Consider the following 19,258-nt stretch of genomic DNA (forward strand, 5'->3'; position numbering starts at 1 on the left):
AAATCGGTTTATGAGGCAACAATCGAAAACCAACTACTTAAAATCTAAAATCTAAAAATCATAATGAGTTTATCTACTACTAGTATAAGAAGACCCGTTTTAACCATTGTACTGAATCTTTTGATTATTTTGTTCGGTTTTATTGGTTATACTTTTCTGGGTGTTCGCGAATTTCCTTCCATTGATCCGGCACAGGTTTCGATCAGAACCAATTATACCGGAGCCAATGCTGATATTATTGAATCCCAAATCACAGAACCTCTTGAAAAGGCTGTAAATGCCATTGACGGAATCAGAAATATAACTTCTTCCAGTAATCAGGGAAGCAGTAACATTACCATCGAGTTTAATCTGGACAAAGATCTGGAAGAGGCTGCAAATGACGTAAGAGACAAGGTTTCTCAGGCCGTGAGAAGTTTGCCGCAGGATATCGATGCTCCGCCCGTAGTTTCTAAGGCTGATGCCGATAGTGATGCGATCATTTCGATGACTGTGCAGAGTGATACCCGAAGCGCGTTGGAATTAAGTGATTATGCAGAAAATGTAATTTCACAACGTTTAGAAACGATTCCGGGAGTTAGTGGTGTGCAAATCTGGGGACAAAAACGATACGCCATGCGTTTGTGGATCGATCCGGCAAAACTGGCAGCTTACGGTTGTACAGTAGCGGAAGTTCGAAATGCTTTAAACGCACAAAATGTGGAGTTACCTTCCGGAAAATTGACCGGAAATAACACTGAACTTACAGTAAAAACGGTTGGAAATCTCTCTAAACCGGAAGAATTCAACAATATCATTATCCGTACCGACGGTGATATCATTGTCAGGTTAAGTGACATTGGTGGTGCTGAATTAGGTCCGGAGAATATAGAAACAAAATTGAGCCAATCGGGACTTCCAATGATTGGTTTGGCTATTGTTCCGATGCCGGGGGCTAATTACCTGGATATTTCGGCTGAATTTTACAAAAAATACGATGCCTTAAAGAAGGATCTTCCAAAAGACATCAAACTTAATATTGCGCTGGATAATACTATTTTCGTTAAGAAATCAGTACTTGAGGTGGCGGAGACTTTAGGAATTTCAATTATCCTGGTAATTATTATCATTTACCTGTTTTTTAGAGACTGGGCCATTGCGTTCCGTCCTTTAATTGACATTCCGGTGTCTTTAATTGCGACATTTTTCATCATGTGGCTTTTTGGATTTTCAATCAATGTACTGACTCTTTTAGCTATTGTTTTGGCGACAGGTTTGGTGGTAGATGATGGAATTGTGGTAACGGAAAACATCTTCAAAAAAGTCGAAGAAGGCATGTCGCCTATTGAAGCGGCTATTAAAGGATCAAACGAAATCTTTTACGCTGTAATTTCGATTTCGGTGACTTTGGCGGCTGTGTTTTTACCTGTAATTTTCCTGGAAGGCTTTGTCGGCCGACTCTTTAGGGAATTTGGAGTTGTAATTGGTGCTGCGGTGTTAATTTCGGCCTTTGTGTCATTGACTTTAACGCCAATGTTGAATGCTTATTTAATGAAAGGCGGAGAACAAAAAAAATCAAAATTTTATATTAAAACTGAACCTTTTTTCGAAAAACTAAACAGTGGTTATGCGGATGCTTTAAACCGATTTATGGCGAAAAAATGGATCAGTTTCCCGATTCTAATTGCTTGTTTTGGATTGATTTATTTGTTTTTTACGATACTTCCAAAAGAAACCGCTCCTTATGACGACCGTAGCTCGGTAACCATGCGTATGACAACTCCTGAGGGCTCTTCGTATGAGTACACGGACCGTTTTATGCAGGAAATATCAAGATTGGTAGATGATTCTATTCCGGAGAAAAAAGTGAGTTTGGTGATAACCGCACCTGGTTTTGGAGCTTCTGCAACAAACACCGGTTTTATCAGACTATCTTTAAAAGAACCAAACGAAAGAAAATTGTCTCAAAAAGACATTGCGGACAAATTAACAAAATGGACGAAAAAATATCCGGATGCTAAAACATCTGTGATTCAGCAACCGACTATTGCCGTAAACAGACGTGGTGGTTTGCCGATTCAATACATTATTCAAGCGCCCAATTTCGAAAAACTAAGAGAAAAAATTCCTTTGTTTATGGAAGAAGTGGGTAAAAGTGATGTTTTCTCTATTACCGATGTGAACTTGAAATTTAATAAACCCGAAATCAACGTCAGTATCGATCGTGCCAAAGCAGAGAGTTTAGGAATTTCTATTATCGATATTGCGCAGACTTTACAGCTTTCTTTAAGTGGTCAGCGTTTTGGTTATTTTATTAAAAACGGGAAACAATATCAGGTTATTGGTCAATTTGATCAGAAGGACCGTTCTAAGCCTTTGGATTTAACTTCTATGTTTGTTAAAAACAGCAAAGGAGAGCTTATTCAGATGGACAATGTTGTGAATATCGAGGAACAAAGTAATCCACCTCAATTGTATCATAATAACCGTTATATGTCGGCTACTGTTTCTGCAGGTTTGGCGCCGGGCAAAAGTATCAGTGATGGTATTCAGGCTATGGATCAGATTAAAGCTAAAGTTCTAGATGATACTTTTACGACTGACTTAAGTGGAGAATCACGAGATTTTGTTGAAAGTAGCTCTAATACTTCTTTCGCGTTTGGATTGGCTTTGCTGTTGATCTTTTTAATTCTTGCCGCTCAGTTTGAAAGTTTTATCGATCCGCTTATCATCATCCTTACAGTGCCAATGGCTGTTGCAGGTGCCCTATTCTCTTTATGGTTGTTCAATCAGACCTGGAATATTTTCAGCCAGATTGGAACGGTAATGCTTATTGGATTGGTAACTAAAAACGGTATTTTAATTGTTGAATTTGCGAATCAGCTAAGAGAACAAGGAAAACCGAAGCTGGAAGCTATTTTAGAAGCATCAGAAGCGCGTTTGCGTCCAATTCTAATGACGAGTTTGGCGATTGCTTTAGGGGCTTTACCAATTGCAATGTCACTTGGAGCAGCATCGACGAGTAGAATCGGAATGGGAGTTGTTATTGTGGGTGGAACTATTTTCTCTTTGGCTCTAACTCTTTTTGTGATTCCGGCAATTTACCTGATGTGGTCTAAAGCCAGAAAACACTATCCGGAGTTTGATCATATTGACGAATACGAAAAAGAAAGTAAATAATTTATTAGTCAGGAATTCACTATTGCCAAAGTTTGAGCTGGTGAATTCCTGTCAAAAGAAAAACAAATATGAGTACTAAAATTTTATTCAGTAGTCTGCTAGTATGCTTCTTCTGCCTCACAAAAGTACAAGCGCAAGAAGTTTTAACTATTGAAGATGCTATGAAAATAGCCTTGGAAAATAACTTTGAAATTAAGATTGCCAAAAACAACACGAAAATAAGTGAGACTAATGTTACGGTCGGAAACGCCGGAATGTTACCTACCGCAACGGCTTCGGTTACAGATAACAACAATATTCAGAATTCATCACAAACACGTCAGGATGGAACTTCTACATCATTGAAAAATGCCAAAAACAATAGTTTAAGTTATGGTGTAAGTTTGGGATGGACGGTTTTTGACGGAATGAAAATGTTTGCGAAATTGGACCAGTTAAAGGAACTTCAAAAACTGGGCGATTCAGAGCTTAAAAGAACCATTTTGATCAAGATTGGACAAGTAAATTCGGCTTATTATGACTTGGTGCAGCAGCAACAACAATTGGCTGCATTGGACACGACAATTGTAATTTCCAATCAAAGATTAACTTTAGCTAAAAATCGTTTCAGTATTGGTAAAGCTTCAAAATTAGAGGTTTTAAATGCGCAGGTGGATCTAAATTCGGATCAGGTGGCGTTGTTAAGACAAAAAGAATCGTATGCTAACGCTAAAATTTTATTGAACCAGTATTTAGCACGTGATTCAAGAATTGATTTTAAAGTAACTGATTTGGTAATTGTTGATAGTAAATTGGTTTTAAATGATTTAGTGGATTTAGCGCAAAAACAGAATCCGGCATTAGAAGCGCAGGTTATAAACAAACGTATAGCTGAATTACAATTGAAACAAGTCAAAGCAGATCGTTATCCAATTGTGAGGCTGACTTCGGGTTATAATTTTAACGAAAGTGAATCGAGTTTAGGATTTACCAGCGCTACTTCTTCCCGAGGTTTAAATTATGGTTTTAATGCTACACTGAATATTTTTGACGGCTTTAATCAGCATCGAAATGAAAAAGTGGCAAAATTGCAGATTGAGAACTCTCAAATTGCTATCGAGCAGCAAAATATGGTTTTGAATACACAGTTAAGTACCGCTTTTCAGACGTATTTAACCAATTTAGAATTGATTGGTCTTGAGGAAAATAACGAAGCAATCGCTAAACAAAACTTAGAGATTACGCTGGATAAATTCAAAATCGGGACGATTACAACTATAGATTTCAGAACAGCTCAGCTTAATTATGTAAACGCAAAGGTACGTTACAGCAATGCCCAATATCAGGCAAAATTATCTGAAATTGCACTAAAAGAATTGGCGGGAAATATGAATTTTTAATTTAAATTTGTTTCAAAACAAACTTAAATGATTTCATATAATACTAAAGAATGGTTTTCTTTTATCTTTCATTTTCATAAATCAGATACCGTTCGAAAATTATTTCCAATTATGCTGGCCATCGGAGTTTACGCCGGAGCAGTTGGATATGTTGAACTTGAATATTTTAAAGTTACCAAAAATGACTACATCCAGAACATTCCTATTATGCATGGAATGCTTGGTTTTGTAATATCTCTATTGCTTGTTTTCAGAACCAACACAGCTTATGATCGCTGGTGGGAAGGCCGAAAGCTTTGGGGCGCACTGGTAAACAACAGTCGTAATTTAGCGATAAAACTTTCCGCTATTTTAAAAGAAGAAAACGACAGGAAATTTTTCCGTAAGATTATACCAACTTATGCTTCTGTTTTGCAGAAGCATTTGAATAATGAGGATACCGGTAAACAGCTTTTTGAAGATGTAGATTTAGAAATTGACCATCAAAAACACAAACCGAATCAGGTAAAAAGAATCATGTATCAGAAAATCAATGATTTGTATGATGCTAAAAAAATTACCGGAGATCAGCTGATTATTTTAAACGAGGAATTACAATCTTTTACCGATATTTGTGGTGCCTGCGAGCGCATCAAAAACACGCCTATCCCCTACTCTTACAGTGCTTTCATCAAGAAATTCATCTTTTTTTATACGATGACATTGCCTTTTGGATACGCGGTAAGTTTGGGATATTACGTAGCGCCGGTGGTTGTTTTTATCTTTTACGTCTTAGCCAGTTTAGAGCTTATAGCCGAAGAAATTGAAGACCCTTTTGGTGATGATGAGAATGATTTGCCGATCAGAAAGATTTCGGTAAATATCAAAAAACACGTGGAAGAACTGATTTAAATCCCCTTACAAAGTACTGTAGCAACTCATTACAAACAGATTACAAAATGCTTGTGTTAAATTTGTTGCAGCATTATAACGTTGAAAGGTAAATTTATACGGCAAAAAACAAAAAAATTGTTTCCAACTCCGCTGATCAATCCTTATATTTACACCCTTATTCAAGAATAAAAAAGTTAACATGAAAATATCTTACAACTGGTTAAAACAATTCATTAAGACAGACTGGACCTCTGAACAAACATCAGAATTACTTACAGATTTAGGTTTGGAAGTCGAAGTTGTTGAAAAATATGAATCCATTAAAGGTGGTTTACAAGGAATTGTTGTAGGACACGTGCTTACCTGTGAAAAACATCCCGATGCTGACAGACTAAACGTTACGACTGTAAATATCGGATTGGAAGCTCCTATACAGATTGTTTGTGGAGCTGCTAATGTTGCTGCTGGACAAAAAGTAGCAGTTGCTACTATCGGAACAGTTTTGTATGATAAAGACGGTGGAGAATTCACCATTAAAAAAGGAAAAATTCGTGGACAGGAAAGTCACGGAATGATCTGTGCAGAAGACGAATTAGGTCTTGGTACAAGTCATGACGGAATTATGGTTTTAGACGAAAAATTAGTACCTGGAACTCCGGGATCTAAAGTTTTTGATATCGTAAGCGACGAAGTTTTCGAAATTGGATTGACACCTAACCGTGCCGATGCCATGAGCCATTATGGAACAGCGCGTGATCTTAGAGCCGGAATGTTGCAACGTGGCGTAAACATCGAATTAATTACACCTTCTGTAAGCAATTTCAGAGTGGATATGCGTACCCTTAAAATTGATGTGGTTGTTGAAGAGCCTCTTTTGGCTCCAAGATATTGTGGTGTTACGATTTCGGGAATCACTGTTGGAGAATCTCCAAGCTGGTTGCAAGATCGTCTAAAAGCGATCGGATTAGCTCCGAAAAATAATATTGTTGACGTTACCAATTATGTTTTACATGAATTGGGACAACCTTTGCACGCTTTTGATGCTGCAAAAGTCAACGGAAAAATAAGTGTAAAAACATTGGCTGAGGGTACAAAATTTACAACCTTAGACGATGTGGAAAGAACATTGCATGCAGAAGATTTGATGATTTGCGATGAAAAAGGACCACTTTGCATTGCCGGTGTTTTTGGAGGAAAAAAATCAGGAGTTTCTGAAGGAACTACTTCTATTTTCCTTGAAAGTGCGTATTTTGATGCGGTTAGTGTTCGTAAGACAGCCAAAAGACATCAGTTAAATACAGATGCTTCTTTTAGATTTGAAAGAGGAATTGATCCGACTATTACAGAATATGCTTTAAAACGTGCTGCTCTTTTGATTCAGGAAGTTGCAGGTGGAAAAATCACCTCTGATGTAATTGAGGTGTATCCTAAAAAGGTAGAGGATTTTTCTGTTTTATTGAACTTTAGTCACGTTTATAAAATTATCGGTCAGGAAATTCCAAAAGATACAATCAAAAAAATATTGGTTTCTTTAGATATTAAAGTAAACAGTGTTTCTGATTCCGGTTTGGGATTAACGATTCCTGCTTACCGTGTGGATGTACAACGTGAAATTGATGTAATTGAAGAAATTTTAAGAGTATACGGTTACAACAATATCGAGTTTTCGAAGAAGTTTAATGCTACGGTTGCAAACTCACCAAGAACAGAAGATTACAAAGTGCAGAACTTAATTGGTTCGCAATTGAACTCGCAAGGTTTTCATGAAATGATGGCGAATTCTTTAACAACAGCTGCTTATACAAAACTATCGGCTATGTTAAAAGAAGAGCATAATGTGACCATGCTTAATCCGTTAAGTAGTGACTTGGCAACTATGCGTCAATCTTTGCTGTTTTCTGCTTTGGAAGCGATTTCATACAACATCAACAGAAAAAGTTCTGATTTGAAATTGTTTGAATTTGGAAAAACCTACCACAAATTCCTTAACGGTTATGAGGAGCACAAACATTTAACGCTATCCATTTCCGGAGACAGAAATAAAGAAAGCTGGACAAGCCCTCAAAAAGCTACCGATTTCTTTTTATTGAAAGGATATGTTAAAGCTATTTTAGCCCGTTTAGGAATCGATAAAATATCTAATAATCCCGTGCAGTCTGATATCTTCTCTGAAGGAACATCTATCTGTTACAACAATGATGTATTGGTTGAAATGGGTGTGATTAAAAAACCGATCCTAAAACATTTCGGAATCAAACAAGATGTTTATTTTGCTGATTTCAACTGGGATTTGGTATTGAAAATTATTACCGGAAAAATCAAATACACCGAAATTCCAAAGTATCCGGAAGTTCGTAGAGATTTGGCTTTGTTAATCGATCAAAAAACAACGTACGAGAGTGTTTATAATTTGGCGAAACAAACGGAAAAAACACTTTTGAAAGATGTGAATTTGTTTGATGTTTATGAAGGTAAAAATCTTCCGGAAGGTAAAAAATCATACGCTTTGAGTTTTACGATTCAGGATCATACTAAGACACTTACAGATGTTCAGATTGATAAAATCATGTCGAAATTGCAACATGCATTTGAGACCGAACTTGGAGCAAGTTTAAGATAAAAAAGAACTTTCTTACTATAATTAAATCCGACAGTTTTCAAATAGCTGTCGGATTTTTTTTTAAGACGCAAATCGCTCGTAAGCACTCTTTAGTTTTTCATCGTATTTGTTTGTTCTATATCCCTCACCGTTGTACTTAAGGGCAAATTCAGCCCATTTTTGGTTTCTTAAAACCGAAATCAGATTATTCTCTTTCAAAAAGAACCCGAAAGCTTTTAAATGTTCCCCTTCATTTAGATCCATTTTTTCTGTAAATTCGTTTATGTTCGCATATCCGATAGAAACAGCATTAAATCCCATAACCTGAAAGAGTCCCCAAGAAGCCGAACATTTTGCTGCGTCACTAAAATTTGCATCCGTATTTAAAGCAATCGCTTTTTCTAAACGGGTATACTCCCCTTCTCCACCCACATAATACTTTTTGGTATAAGCAGGATAGAGAATATTGGCCGTATTTGAATTGACATAAGCTTGACAATTGATGCCTCTCTTTTTTAATTCCCTCCAGAAAACATGGCCTTCAAACAGAATTTTTGGCCTCCCGTCTACCAGAAAACCTTTGCCATTGCTTTCAACCTGATTTACCGCTTTAACAACTGCTAATTCAAGATTATGGTCGTTCGAGAAATCAATAAGATCTTGCTCCGAAAGTAATTTGTTGTTGGATAAAGATCCGGTATCACTTTGTTCTAAAAGCATTGACCAGGTTTTTAGTCCCACAATTCCATCGACTACCAGATTGTTGTTTAATTGAAAATCCTTTACTGCTTTATCCGTTTCAACGCCAAAATAGTCTGAAACGATAACGCTGTAATTGCGTTTTGCAAGTAATTCGTTTAAGTAATAGACCTCACTTGATTTTACTCCAAATTTTATAGTTCTCATGGCTTTACTTGATTATCGTTATTTTGGAAGAGGTTGAGAAATCAAAAACTTCATTTTTGGATTTTACCAAATTGTCGTTTTTGTCAAAATAATTTGTTTTATACGAGATTAGAGTCGAATTTACTCCTGTATTTTTGACAATGAAATTAAAGAGAATCGGAGTCGAAAATTCCGATTTTAAGCGTTCAATGCTGAATTTACTTCCAGATTCCAGAACCGTTAACTCTACCGTAATTTTACTTGTAGCCGCGGCCTGCTTTTTTATTTCGATCTGAATGTAACGATTGTAGTCTGTAGATTGCGAAACGATCTGATTGAATTCGGAGCTAATATTTTCAATGTTTTCAAAATCAAAAAATACGTTTTCCAAATTCCCTGATGCGCTACTGGGATTGAGAGCAGCACTATCCAAAACCTTGCTGTCGTTACTGATTAACTGCGGAAAACTATTGAAAAAGGTACTGTTAAAATACGTTCCGTTTTGATTGTAAACCAAAAGAATAGAATTGAGTCTGCAACTGGAAAAGGACTGATTTTTAATTTGAATCTTCTTCAGATCATTATCTATCGAAGCAGCGATAATTTCTCCAATCGTTTTTTCAATATTCAATTCAATGACACTGGTGTCTTTTATTTCTTTATGTTTAAAATTAATATTAGCAAACTGTGATATGGTGTTGTTTAAAGCGTTGATCATTATACTTGCTTCGGCTAGATTTTCAGTGGAGAGATTGAACAGAAAATGTTTCCCGTCTACATTAATATCTGATTTTTGCAAAAAGTAATTTCCGCTCACCTCGTACTCGGCTTCAATATCATTTGGGAAAAGAAACTGAACTTTATTGAAATAATCGGTCGTGTCTCCATCAATAAAATTGTTGTTTAAAAGTGCTATTTTTAGTTTGGCCAAATCAAATTCGGAAAGATTTGGGCCAATAGCAAACTGGAAACTAATTTTTGAGATTTCTTCCGAAGAACCTACACCGTCTTCATAGGCATGAAAAATAGTCGAAATGCAAGGTTTTAAAGTATCTAAATCTTTAGAAAGACTGTACATTTTAGAAATCAGTAAAAAGGTGTTGGGTTGCACCATCGATTTATAAATCGACAGTTTGCTGAAATTTATTCCGGCGACAAATATTTGTTTGAACTGAGAGAAGTCTTCATTCAGATTAAAAGGATTGACAATAAACCCTCCATCGGCTGTTTTGTAAAGACTGGTTGCGGGTTCTTTTGAAACAGCATACCCTACGGTCTTATTTACCTTTAATAAAAAAGTACTTTTAACCAATTCTGCCTGAATGGAAGTGTCGATATTATTCTCTCTTTGAATTTCGGTAATGGATTTGCTTGAAATCATGCTTTTTGCAGGTCCTGCTTTCACGAGCAAAGGACTGCTTATCAAATTTGCTTTTGTTGAAAGTGTTTTAGGAGCGACTAAATCACTTTTGATCGCCATTTTAGTGTTGATTAAGGAAATATCTCTGGCAAACAAAAGGTTTCTTCTGTACTTGGAGTATCCTTTAAAATCGAAGAACAAATCGATATTACATTTGGCGCTTTCAATTTGCGAGATGAGATTGAAATAAGCAATTTTTACGGCTTCATCTTTTAGGTCAAATTGTATTTCTTTGGTTAAGGTATTAATTACGCCATTGATTCTGACCAGATCTCCGTTTACTTTCAGATTTAGTATTGCTTCTCTTAGGTTTAAAGCAATATTCCTCTGATTACTGCTTACTTGTTTGTTTTTGATGTTGTATTTCAAAGTAACATAACCAAGTAACCCGCTTTTGTTTCCGGATTTATCCAGTACGTTTTCGTAATAGAACACCGTGTTGTTGTTTGGTGTAAGTTCTATTTCGGGAAAAAACAAGGTTATATCAGGATTGTTATAATCTTTGAAAGTGGAATTTTCGTTTATTACGGTATCGTTTTCAATCAATGGAAAATAAATATCCAAGGGTATCAGGATGATCTCCGGTCTTATGTTTATCGAATGAATTACAGGATGTTCGATAACTTTAAAATCAGCTACTTTGACACTGGGTGCCACCGTAAATGAAGCACTGGGTTTTGCCGGTTCGAGGTTGAATCTGTTGGTGGGAACCAGTTTTGTTCCTTCAAGTTTGAATGTATTTAAATCTGGCATGATGTTTCATTTTAATGATTAATTAGGTTTAGAAAACAAAAGGGACAAAATGTCCCCTTTGTTTGTTTAGAAAAAAACTATTCCATAAATGGCGCTCTGATTTTTTCTATGTCTGCATTTTGAGCAGCGGTTCCTGTTGGGATTTCGAATAAAACATCCCCTTCTAAATAATCAATTTTTTGATAATCCGTAGAGATACTTACTTTTTTGGCTTTTTTACCAATTTTACCGTTACAAGTATATTTTACTTTATATTCGGTTGGTTTTATGGTGTAATCTAATTCATACCAAGCTCTGTAAGGTATCGCGTCTTCAAAATTGTCGGCTGTAAATTTGAATTTTTTGCTTGACATTTTGTCAACTTTTAAAGTAACCTCCAAAGTATCACATTCAAAAAGTTCTTCGGTAGACAATGTATAATTGATCATGTTCATCACCGGTAGTGGTACGAAGACTTTGGTTCCTTCAAATTCAAATTCTCTGGTGGTATCTTTTAATTTGATTCTCTTGTCTTTCTCGTACATTACTTCTTGTCTTACTTTAATTTTGGTCGAACCATTGTTTTTCACAAAATCAAAGACAAAAGCATTTTTCTCCTTAGATTTATCATTCCAAGTTGCCGGGAAAATCGCATCAATTTCTTTACCGGATTTGCTCGTATTTTTCACATACGGAGTACCTTCAGGTGCAATCATTCTTCCGGAGCTTTTCCAGATTATTTTTCCTTTTGAATCCGGATAACCAACTTCGATAGAAACCTGGCTCACAGGACTGTCGTTTACAATATCGCTGTCTTTGTCCAGTTTAATCAAACCACCATTTAAAGATGCAATCACCTGAACTTTAGAAAAATCTTCATCAAGCTGAATCTCAGTGATGTATTTTTTTAGTTCTGCTTTTGCTTCAGCTCCTGATTTTAAAGTCAAAGGAGTCAGATTTCCACTTATTTTTGAATCTAAAACTTCAATGGCAGAGAATTTAATTTCATCAGTAAATTTTACTTCTCTAATTTGAGTTCCCGATTTTAAACTTACTCCTACGCTGCCCAGTCCAAATAGCACTCTAAAGAATCCTCCTGGTTTTTCCGGTGTAGATGCCGGCGTAAATTGTTTTTCAGGAGCATCAAAAATTTGTTTTTGAACCATTTGAAAAGCAAAATCTCTTTGTTTGGTTAAAAGTGCTTCTTCTACTTTTTTTCTTTCCTCGTTAGAGAATTGGTTGTCTGTTATGATTTCACTGATAATTCCGCCCTGAGTTAAGATTTTCTCATACTCATGCTCCCAGTTCACATCAACAAATGACCAGCTGGCATTTACTTTAGCAGAAAAATAAGTGTGTACTTTTTTGACATCTACAGTAGTTTTAATAGTTGTTGTTGGCATGTATCCTTTGTACTTGATACTGTTCTCGACAACCAGGTTATTGGTTCCTGTTTCTAAAGCGCCTTTCACTAAGGAAGCACTGTTACGTCCCATTAATACAGACAATGCGTTATCTCCAAGTCCAAAAGTACTTCCGTTTCCTTCTCCCTGAATATTAAACGTCCATGGATTAGCCCCTCCAAAAGGATTGTTTGGAGACTTCTCTCCTACTATATGCATGGCAATTTTATTCTCTGTTAACTGTATCGGTCTAACGTTTGTTTCGTCAAAATCTCTGTCAACGCCTTTTAGGAAAGAAAACAATCCAAAAAGTTTTGAAGTTCTTTGATTGTTATAGCTCGTGTGAAGCTTTGTTTTTAATTTATCGATTGCTTTCTTTAATAAAGCTTCCGGTAGATCTATAGTGCTTGTCAATGTAGTATAAGCTCCTGCTTCTTCTTCCAGTCCTTCTGCACCGATTACGGTTGAGGAATCTCCTTCTGATTTAAAAACCTGCATAGAGAATTTGAATCTTCCGTCAGGGTGTTTCGCCAGACGTGGTGCTTTTGGATAATAATAAAACTGCATTGGTAATCCCGCGTCTCTCAATAACATATTGTTGGGATCTGGTGAAAAAAGGACTGCAAAATCTGCTCCATCTTCTTTTTCTAAAAGGATTTCTACTGTTCCGGCTCCTGCATGTGGGTAACCTAGAGGTGTTGGTTGTGACATAATTAAATAATTTAAAGTTTTACATTTTTAATTGGCTCTTTTTTTGAGTTTCGCCTGACTCATTTGTTCGAAAAAAGGAACGATGTAAAATTGTATCATTAGAAATTATCCTGTAACAGCGCTTTAGCCCAAATTTTTAAATAAATTTACCTGCGTAAAAAAGGGTAAATTCCCCCTTGTCGCATCTTGTCATTTGAAATAATTTTGTACGTAAGATTATCAAAAACCTTAATTAATAACTTTTTAACTAATTACACTTTAAAACTAAAAAACATGAAAAACCCTTCTTCAAAACCCAATCAGTTGATAACGAGAGAATTTGCCAAGGAGCTGAATTCGAATTACACGCATAAAAGAGCGAAAATAATCCGTAAATCAACCAAAAAAGACGATGCAAATGCCATTTGGTATTCACTGGAAGCTTTAGAAAGCTACATACAGTATATTAAAACACAAGGAGTTGAAAACGGATATGACGTAGACGGGATCCGATTCTATTTCGGTGTATATCCGGAGGACGAAAAACATGGCGAGAAAGCAGGTCTGACGACACTTTTTCTGGCTCCTACAGGAAAAAAAGCAAGCTCAGTATCGAGTGCAAACAAAATGCAAGGTTTTGCTTCTACAGTAGAAGAAGAGGAATCCCATGACATAGAAAGCATTCAACCAATGAATTATGGCAACATAGGAAGACCACCTAGCCTAACCTACTAAAAAAAATTATGTTTGAATTTTTAAGATCTTATATCGTCTATTTAGCTTTGCTATCAGGAATCATCGGGTTAATCTCGTTGCATAAACTTCCTAGTAATAAAGCTAAATTTTTAGTACTTTTAATCTGGTTTTCAGTGCTTATTGAAATAGTCGGCTACTTTTTTACACAATGGACAGGTTTGTTAAATTATTATGTTTATAATTTTTACATGTTCGTTAGTTTCTCGGCCTATATACTATTACTCAGAAGCCTTTTATTGAAGCGGGATAACAGAATTTCTGCGGTACTATTTTTAGGGCTGTTCGTGGTTTCCTTTTTTTTGAATATTTTATATTTCAAAGAAGATATGAATCACTCGTTTACATACAGTTTTGCAATAGGAGTTATAGTAGTGATGATACTTGCCTGTCTCTATTTGGTAGAGATCTTTAATTCAGACAAAATATTAAACTTTAAAAAATCTGTTTTTTTTTGGTATATCTTAGGCATATTGGTCTTTCACGTTCCTTTTCTGCCTTTTATGCTAGCGATAAACTGGTTTTTAATCAAACAAGACGACTCTATTTTTAGTTTAGTTGTTTTTATTTTAAATTTTCTGGCACACAGTTGTTTTATAATCGGATTTATATGGAGCGAAAAGAAATACAATTATTAGTCATTTCATTAGGTATTGTTTTTTTTACTCTACTCATCACGTTACTTGTGCTTTTTTTCTATTTTTTGAAGAAAAAGAACAATTATCTGGTTGAGAAAATGGAATCTGAAATGTACTTTCAATCAGAGTTAGTCAAAACCAGGATTGAGATTAAAGATCAGACGCTCTCCGAAATCAGCAAAGAACTGCATGACAATATTGGCCAGATTGTTTCAGTGGGAATTATGCAGCTTAATATGTACATACAAACCGGAAAATCAATTAAAAGCAAAGAACTGACCGATCTTAAGCATGTTTTAGCCAAATCGCTCGACGAGATTCGGATTTTATCCCGCATTATAAACAAGGATAACTTATTGCAATCCAATTTTATAGAAGCGATAAAACAGGATTTGGAACGCATAAAAAAACTGAAGCACATTCATTATAATTATAAATTTACAGGAGAAATACCTGAGATTAACGAAGAGCATGATTTGTTTATTTACCGCATTTTTCAGGAAGCTTTGCACAATAGTTTAAAACATTCTCTCAGCGATTTATACGAGGTGGATATTACGACAACAGCAGACCTTTTTCAGTTAAAAATGAAGGATTTCGGAATTGGTTATGACACCAAAAAAGTCACGTCCGGAATTGGTTTAAACAATATGAAATTGAGAGCTAAACTAATTGGTGCTAAACTAATTATGGAATCCAATACATCCGGAACAAGTATAACTTTAGAATATCCCTTAACCACACCCGATGAAAACAAAAGTTAAAAATAAAATTATTGTTGTCGATGATCACCAGTTGTTCTCACAATCCTTGCAGCTTTTGATCAATAGTTTTAAAGAATTTGACGTGGTCAATCGCTTTGAAAACGGCAAAGTTTTTATAACCTATCTTCAGGAGAATACAGACTTAGAGGTAGATTTGATTCTTTTAGATGTCAATATGCCTGTTTTAGACGGCCTTGAAACAATGAAATGGGTCAAAGAAAACAGACCTTCGTTAAAAATTATAGCGCTATCGGTGAACGATGATGAAGAAATTATCATCAAAATGATTACTAATGGTGCCAGAGGTTATTTACTAAAAGACACTTCGCCCGAAATATTCAAAGAAGCCATGTCATGCGTGATCGATAAAGGGTTCTATTTTACCGAATTGGTTTCAGGAATGCTCGTAAAAAAAGCCAATGACGATTCTAAAAAAGTCAGTTTAAAAGAAAAAGAAATTGTTTTTATAAGACATGCCTGCAGTGAAAAAACCTATAAGGAAATTGCTTCAGAAATGTGTCTGAGTCCCAAAACAATTGATGGCTACAGAGAGTCCCTGTTTGATAAACTCGAAATCAAAACCCGAATAGGTTTAGTTTTATATGCGATCAAACATAAAATCGTTTTGGTTTAAAGACTACTTAAATTCGATTAATGTATCATTTGCCAAATCATACTCATATAATTTTCTGGTTTCGTTATCCAAATACAACCATTGAATTATACTGGTATGATTTTCGAATTCGTTTGAAATCCCAACAATAACATAAGAGCGACCGTCTTTATCTCCATTTTCTATCGAATAAACCAAATTGGTATCCGGATTTTGGAGGTTTGCTTTTACGAGCTCTCTTTTAGAATTTGCGAGGTAGTACTCGACCAAAACATTGAGGTATTCCACAAAAGAATTTGTATACTGCTCCTCGCCTGTAGAATAATATTTAATTGGTTTTTTGTATTTTCTTTTAAATAGACTTAGGCTACCGTCTTTTACTTTTTTAGCTTTTATCAGCCAAGGTGTGAAATCGAGTTTCTCTCCATCGCCTGCACTGTATGTTGTATCTATTTTCCATGTTATTTCTAAAATGTCGCCTCTCAGAAAGGCAGCAGTTCCTTCAAAATTAGTGTTCAATGCTATAGTTTCCTTGCCTTTTTTTATGGTAAACAGGTTATAATCGCCGTTGTCATCGTATTCCACATATTCCACTTCATCTGAGTATTCTTTTCCTTTATTCAATCGCTCTCCTGGGCGTATAGCACTAAAAAAGGCCTCTTCTTGGGAGGCCTTTGGGATTTTCTTTTCTTTATTCGCTGCTGTTTTTACCGATATTTCAGAGGATGTTGTTTTTTGGTCATTACAGGAAAATAAGAACAGTGCTGCTAGTAGAGAAATATATTTCATTTTCAGATTTGGGTTAAAGTCTTTGGATTAGTAGGTTATTGCCGAAAAAATAGAGTTTTCGGCTATTTTATCTCTACCGTTTAAAAATGAAAGCTCCATTAGAAAATTAAACTGTACAATTTCTCCACCCAATTTCTTTACCAATTCTCCAAGCGCTTTAGCTGTTCCTCCCGTTGCTAAAACATCATCATGTATCAAGACCCTGTCTCCTTTTTTGATGGCATCTGTGTGAATTTCTAAGGTATCTGTGCCATATTCTAAGTCATAAGAAGCGGAAATAGTTGTGTAAGGCAGTTTTTTAGGTTTACGAACCGGTACAAAACCCGCATTCAATTCCTGAGCCAACAACATACCGAAGAAAAACCCACGACTTTCAGCACCTATAACTTTGTCGATAACCTGTCCGTTTAGCGATGCTAGCAGAATAGATAGGCATTCTTTCCGGGCAACCGGATCATTTAATAACGGGGTAATATCTTTAAATAAAATTCCTTCTTTGGGAAAATCTTGAATATCACGTATATAACTTTCGAACTTCATTTTTTTTTGTTTTTATATTATTTTTTCCTTGTTTATCTCACATTTATAGCTATCTTTGCACCCGCAATAAGCGCTCAACAAAGCTACAGAATTTTAGCTAAATTGAGAAATAAAAAGGCCTCGTGGCGCAACTGAATAGCGCACTTGATTACGGCTCAAGAGGTTACTGGTTTGAATCCAGTCGAGGTCACTACTCGGGACAAAAGAAAAATATCATCTTTTGTCCCGTTTTTTTTTGCTCGTAATCTGTTGTTTACCAAGTAGATACAGTTGACCATTTCGTTGATCTTAGCGGTTTGGATTTTGTTTTCTCGAAATGTGAAATTTTCAGGAAAAATTAAACCAATTATCTCCCTCGAATCTGCTAAACTCGCATTATCAAAGGCTTCTCCGAGTTTTAAAAGGTTTTCCAATCCTGAGTTCGTTAAATACTCTATATTTCCTCTGTCGTCCTCGATATTACCCATCTCTTTTTCCAGATTACTGATAATTTCATTGTATTCAATCTTCATGAGATTATAATCCTCAGCATCAATTTTCTCACTTACTAACAGATTTCTGGCAACAGATAATTTCTTTTCGTAAGCTGCAATTTGTTCCAGCGATTTATTTTTTTCATTAGCTACTACTCCTGTGTGTTCTCGATATCCTTCAAGCAGAACTGCCGCATATAATTTTTTCACCTCCGGTAAAGGTTTAAATTTATTTAAATGCTCTTTAAATATCTTATTGGCAATCTCCGAGTTTACTCTCCATTTACAATCTTTGTGACAATGATAGTAGTAGTAATGTTTATTCCTTCCTTTACATTTGCTGCCTGTTAACTTCTGCCCACATTGAGGGCATAAAAAAAAGCCTCTTAAAGGAAAATTTTCGATAGTCTTGATCTTTGGCCTGTATGTTCTGGCTTTACTGTCAAGAACGTCTTGTACGCGATAAAACAAGCCCTCGCTAATAATGGGATCATGTTGGCCAGTTACCCATCTTTCTTCTTCATCTCTATATTTAGGAACTACTATTTTTCCGCAGTAAAGTGGATTTCTAAGAATTACCCACAAGTTGCTTTTAGATAAAACAAGCCCTTTATCTTTAGCCATCTGGTAAATAGATTCGGTACTAAAAACATTTCTTGCTACCTGTTCGAATATCCAAACAAGTTTTACGGCTTTCTCCGGTACAATGGCAATATATTTTTTTCCATCTTCTGTAACTTTATTTGCATAGCCATAAGGAGCCATACCCATATGCCTCCCCTCCTTCTTACCCCTTCTAAGCCCCTGAAAGGTATTCAATGCCCTTCGGTCGTTTTCAACCTCGGGCGCAGCCAGGTAAAAAGCCAGCATCATTTTGTTTTCCGGAACACTAAGATCAAGTGGCTGTTCTATTGCCTGCGGCTCTATACCCAATTTTCTTAATACATTGATCATTTGGTAAGCATCACCCGCGTTACGGCTGAACCTATCCCACTTCATAAAAAGAACCAAATTAATTTTATTTTTATTTTTTTTTACATCAGCAAGAAATTTTTTCCATTGCGGTCTGTTAAAAGTCTTTGCTGAATGATCTTCATAAATTACATTACGTATTTGTATTTGGTTTATGCTGCAATATTTCCTTAGCATTTCTTCCTGATTACGCTGGGAGAAGCCCTTCTCAGCCTGCTCGTCAGTACTTACTCTGATGTATAAGTCCGCTATCTTGCTCATTTTGTTTTATTTAAATGTTTCAACACAGCGATATTAGCAATTATTCTTAAGAAATACAAGATTTCCTCTGCCTGTTCAATAGTAACATCAAGCCTCTCAGATCGAAGCATCTGTAAAGCTTTTTCGGGGGTCAACTTTGAATTACTGTAGTCGATATCTTTCTCCATAATCACACTTTTAAAATTCATAAAAATGTAATTTAAATATAGAAATACTTTAATCCACATGATAGGTCAACTTGTCACTCGGTGGAAGTCTATTTCCTTCTTCAATCTTGAATTAAGTTATAATATTAAGATATCAAAATGAGTTCAC

At 35.7% G+C, this 19,258-nt stretch carries 14 protein-coding genes and 1 tRNA gene; 8 read left to right on the forward strand and 7 right to left on the reverse strand.

Translation table 11 applies throughout. The features are described from left to right. Positions 1–63 precede the first annotated feature (63 nt). From ACHRV5_RS01215 to pheT, 4 genes are all read left to right on the forward strand, one after another. A complete protein-coding gene (locus ACHRV5_RS01215; RefSeq protein WP_047775267.1) occupies positions 64–3,159 on the forward strand; it encodes an efflux RND transporter permease subunit in 3,096 nt (1,031 codons plus the stop codon). A 68-nt stretch (positions 3,160–3,227) separates the two neighbouring features. Beyond that, positions 3,228–4,538 (forward strand): TolC family protein, encoded by a 1,311-nt coding sequence (locus ACHRV5_RS01220; protein ID WP_395425452.1) that lies wholly within the window; start codon positions 3,228–3,230, stop codon positions 4,536–4,538. A gap of 27 nt (positions 4,539–4,565) precedes the next feature. Beyond that, on the forward strand, positions 4,566–5,429 hold the full coding sequence (locus ACHRV5_RS01225; protein WP_395425453.1) for a bestrophin family protein: 864 nt from the start codon (positions 4,566–4,568) through the stop codon (positions 5,427–5,429). A gap of 181 nt (positions 5,430–5,610) precedes the next feature. After that, entirely contained in the window at positions 5,611–8,031 is a 2,421-nt protein-coding gene (pheT, locus tag ACHRV5_RS01230) for a phenylalanine--tRNA ligase subunit beta (RefSeq protein WP_047775272.1), read from the forward strand. Between the two features lie 60 nt (positions 8,032–8,091). Here pheT and ACHRV5_RS01235 read toward each other — a convergent pair whose 3' ends face one another. The 3 genes from ACHRV5_RS01235 to ACHRV5_RS01245 all read right to left on the reverse strand — a co-directional run bounded on the left by ACHRV5_RS01235 (position 8,092) and on the right by ACHRV5_RS01245 (position 13,161). Then, on the reverse strand, positions 8,092–8,916 hold the full coding sequence (locus ACHRV5_RS01235; RefSeq protein ID WP_395425454.1) for an N-acetylmuramidase domain-containing protein: 825 nt from the start codon (positions 8,914–8,916) through the stop codon (positions 8,092–8,094). A 4-nt stretch (positions 8,917–8,920) separates the two neighbouring features. Further along, positions 8,921–11,068 carry a hypothetical protein gene (locus ACHRV5_RS01240; RefSeq protein WP_395425455.1) on the reverse strand — a complete coding sequence of 716 codons (2,148 nt, stop codon included), beginning with the start codon at positions 11,066–11,068 and terminating at the stop codon, positions 8,921–8,923. Between the two features lie 77 nt (positions 11,069–11,145). Continuing rightward, positions 11,146–13,161, reverse strand: a complete 2,016-nt coding sequence (locus ACHRV5_RS01245) for a hypothetical protein (protein ID WP_047775277.1) — start codon at positions 13,159–13,161, stop codon at positions 11,146–11,148. Positions 13,162–13,434: 273 nt separating this feature from the next. Between ACHRV5_RS01245 and ACHRV5_RS01250 the strand changes: the two genes are divergently transcribed. From ACHRV5_RS01250 to ACHRV5_RS01260, 3 genes are all read left to right on the forward strand, one after another. Further along, positions 13,435–13,875 (forward strand): hypothetical protein, encoded by a 441-nt coding sequence (locus tag ACHRV5_RS01250; protein WP_047775279.1) that lies wholly within the window; start codon positions 13,435–13,437, stop codon positions 13,873–13,875. Positions 13,876–14,503: 628 nt separating this feature from the next. Further along, positions 14,504–15,295, forward strand: a complete 792-nt coding sequence (locus ACHRV5_RS01255) for a sensor histidine kinase (RefSeq protein ID WP_047775283.1) — start codon at positions 14,504–14,506, stop codon at positions 15,293–15,295. Then, positions 15,279–15,929, forward strand: coding sequence for a response regulator transcription factor (locus ACHRV5_RS01260; RefSeq protein ID WP_047775285.1), 651 nt, complete (start codon positions 15,279–15,281; stop codon positions 15,927–15,929). Before ACHRV5_RS01255 ends, ACHRV5_RS01260 begins: the two co-directional genes overlap by 17 nt. Before the next feature lie 3 nt (positions 15,930–15,932). On the opposite strand, the gene ACHRV5_RS01265 is transcribed toward ACHRV5_RS01260, so the two are convergent. Both ACHRV5_RS01265 and ACHRV5_RS01270 read right to left on the reverse strand, forming a co-directional pair. After that, positions 15,933–16,697 carry a hypothetical protein gene (locus ACHRV5_RS01265; protein WP_395425456.1) on the reverse strand — a complete coding sequence of 255 codons (765 nt, stop codon included), beginning with the start codon at positions 16,695–16,697 and terminating at the stop codon, positions 15,933–15,935. 27 nt (positions 16,698–16,724) lie between these two features. Further along, positions 16,725–17,237 (reverse strand): adenine phosphoribosyltransferase, encoded by a 513-nt coding sequence (locus tag ACHRV5_RS01270; protein ID WP_395425457.1) that lies wholly within the window; start codon positions 17,235–17,237, stop codon positions 16,725–16,727. A 116-nt stretch (positions 17,238–17,353) separates the two neighbouring features. Here ACHRV5_RS01270 and ACHRV5_RS01275 point away from each other — a divergent pair. After that, positions 17,354–17,427 (forward strand) — tRNA-Arg (locus ACHRV5_RS01275). Here the strand turns inward: ACHRV5_RS01275 and ACHRV5_RS01280 are convergent. Both ACHRV5_RS01280 and ACHRV5_RS01285 read right to left on the reverse strand, forming a co-directional pair. After that, a complete protein-coding gene (locus ACHRV5_RS01280; RefSeq protein WP_395425458.1) occupies positions 17,393–18,943 on the reverse strand; it encodes a recombinase family protein in 1,551 nt (516 codons plus the stop codon). The genes ACHRV5_RS01275 and ACHRV5_RS01280 overlap by 35 nt on opposite strands. Further along, a complete protein-coding gene (locus ACHRV5_RS01285) occupies positions 18,940–19,110 on the reverse strand; it encodes a hypothetical protein (RefSeq protein WP_395425459.1) in 171 nt (56 codons plus the stop codon). The genes ACHRV5_RS01280 and ACHRV5_RS01285 overlap by 4 nt, the downstream gene beginning before the upstream one ends. Between the last annotated feature and the right edge of the window lie 148 nt (positions 19,111–19,258).

The organism is Flavobacterium sp. FlaQc-52 (genome assembly GCF_044007495.1).
Lineage (GTDB): Bacteria > Bacteroidota > Bacteroidia > Flavobacteriales > Flavobacteriaceae > Flavobacterium > Flavobacterium cupriresistens.

What these genes read in the sequence shown, in the direction of transcription:
- ACHRV5_RS01285 (WP_395425459.1), bottom strand. Translation starts at nt 19,110, where the DNA reads ATGGAGAAAGATATCGACTACAGTAATTCAAAGTTGACCCCCGAAAAA.
- ACHRV5_RS01260 (WP_047775285.1), top strand. Translation starts at nt 15,279, where the DNA reads ATGAAAACAAAAGTTAAAAATAAAATTATTGTTGTCGATGATCACCAG.
- ACHRV5_RS01265 (WP_395425456.1), bottom strand. Translation starts at nt 16,697, where the DNA reads ATGAAATATATTTCTCTACTAGCAGCACTGTTCTTATTTTCCTGTAAT.
- ACHRV5_RS01280 (WP_395425458.1), bottom strand. Translation starts at nt 18,943, where the DNA reads ATGAGCAAGATAGCGGACTTATACATCAGAGTAAGTACTGACGAGCAG.
- ACHRV5_RS01235 (WP_395425454.1), bottom strand. Translation starts at nt 8,916, where the DNA reads ATGAGAACTATAAAATTTGGAGTAAAATCAAGTGAGGTCTATTACTTA.
- ACHRV5_RS01245 (WP_047775277.1), bottom strand. Translation starts at nt 13,161, where the DNA reads ATGTCACAACCAACACCTCTAGGTTACCCACATGCAGGAGCCGGAACA.
- pheT (WP_047775272.1), top strand. Translation starts at nt 5,611, where the DNA reads ATGAAAATATCTTACAACTGGTTAAAACAATTCATTAAGACAGACTGG.
- ACHRV5_RS01215 (WP_047775267.1), top strand. Translation starts at nt 64, where the DNA reads ATGAGTTTATCTACTACTAGTATAAGAAGACCCGTTTTAACCATTGTA.
- ACHRV5_RS01255 (WP_047775283.1), top strand. Translation starts at nt 14,504, where the DNA reads ATGGAGCGAAAAGAAATACAATTATTAGTCATTTCATTAGGTATTGTT.
- ACHRV5_RS01270 (WP_395425457.1), bottom strand. Translation starts at nt 17,237, where the DNA reads ATGAAGTTCGAAAGTTATATACGTGATATTCAAGATTTTCCCAAAGAA.
- ACHRV5_RS01240 (WP_395425455.1), bottom strand. Translation starts at nt 11,068, where the DNA reads ATGCCAGATTTAAATACATTCAAACTTGAAGGAACAAAACTGGTTCCC.
- ACHRV5_RS01250 (WP_047775279.1), top strand. Translation starts at nt 13,435, where the DNA reads ATGAAAAACCCTTCTTCAAAACCCAATCAGTTGATAACGAGAGAATTT.
- ACHRV5_RS01220 (WP_395425452.1), top strand. Translation starts at nt 3,228, where the DNA reads ATGAGTACTAAAATTTTATTCAGTAGTCTGCTAGTATGCTTCTTCTGC.
- ACHRV5_RS01225 (WP_395425453.1), top strand. Translation starts at nt 4,566, where the DNA reads ATGATTTCATATAATACTAAAGAATGGTTTTCTTTTATCTTTCATTTT.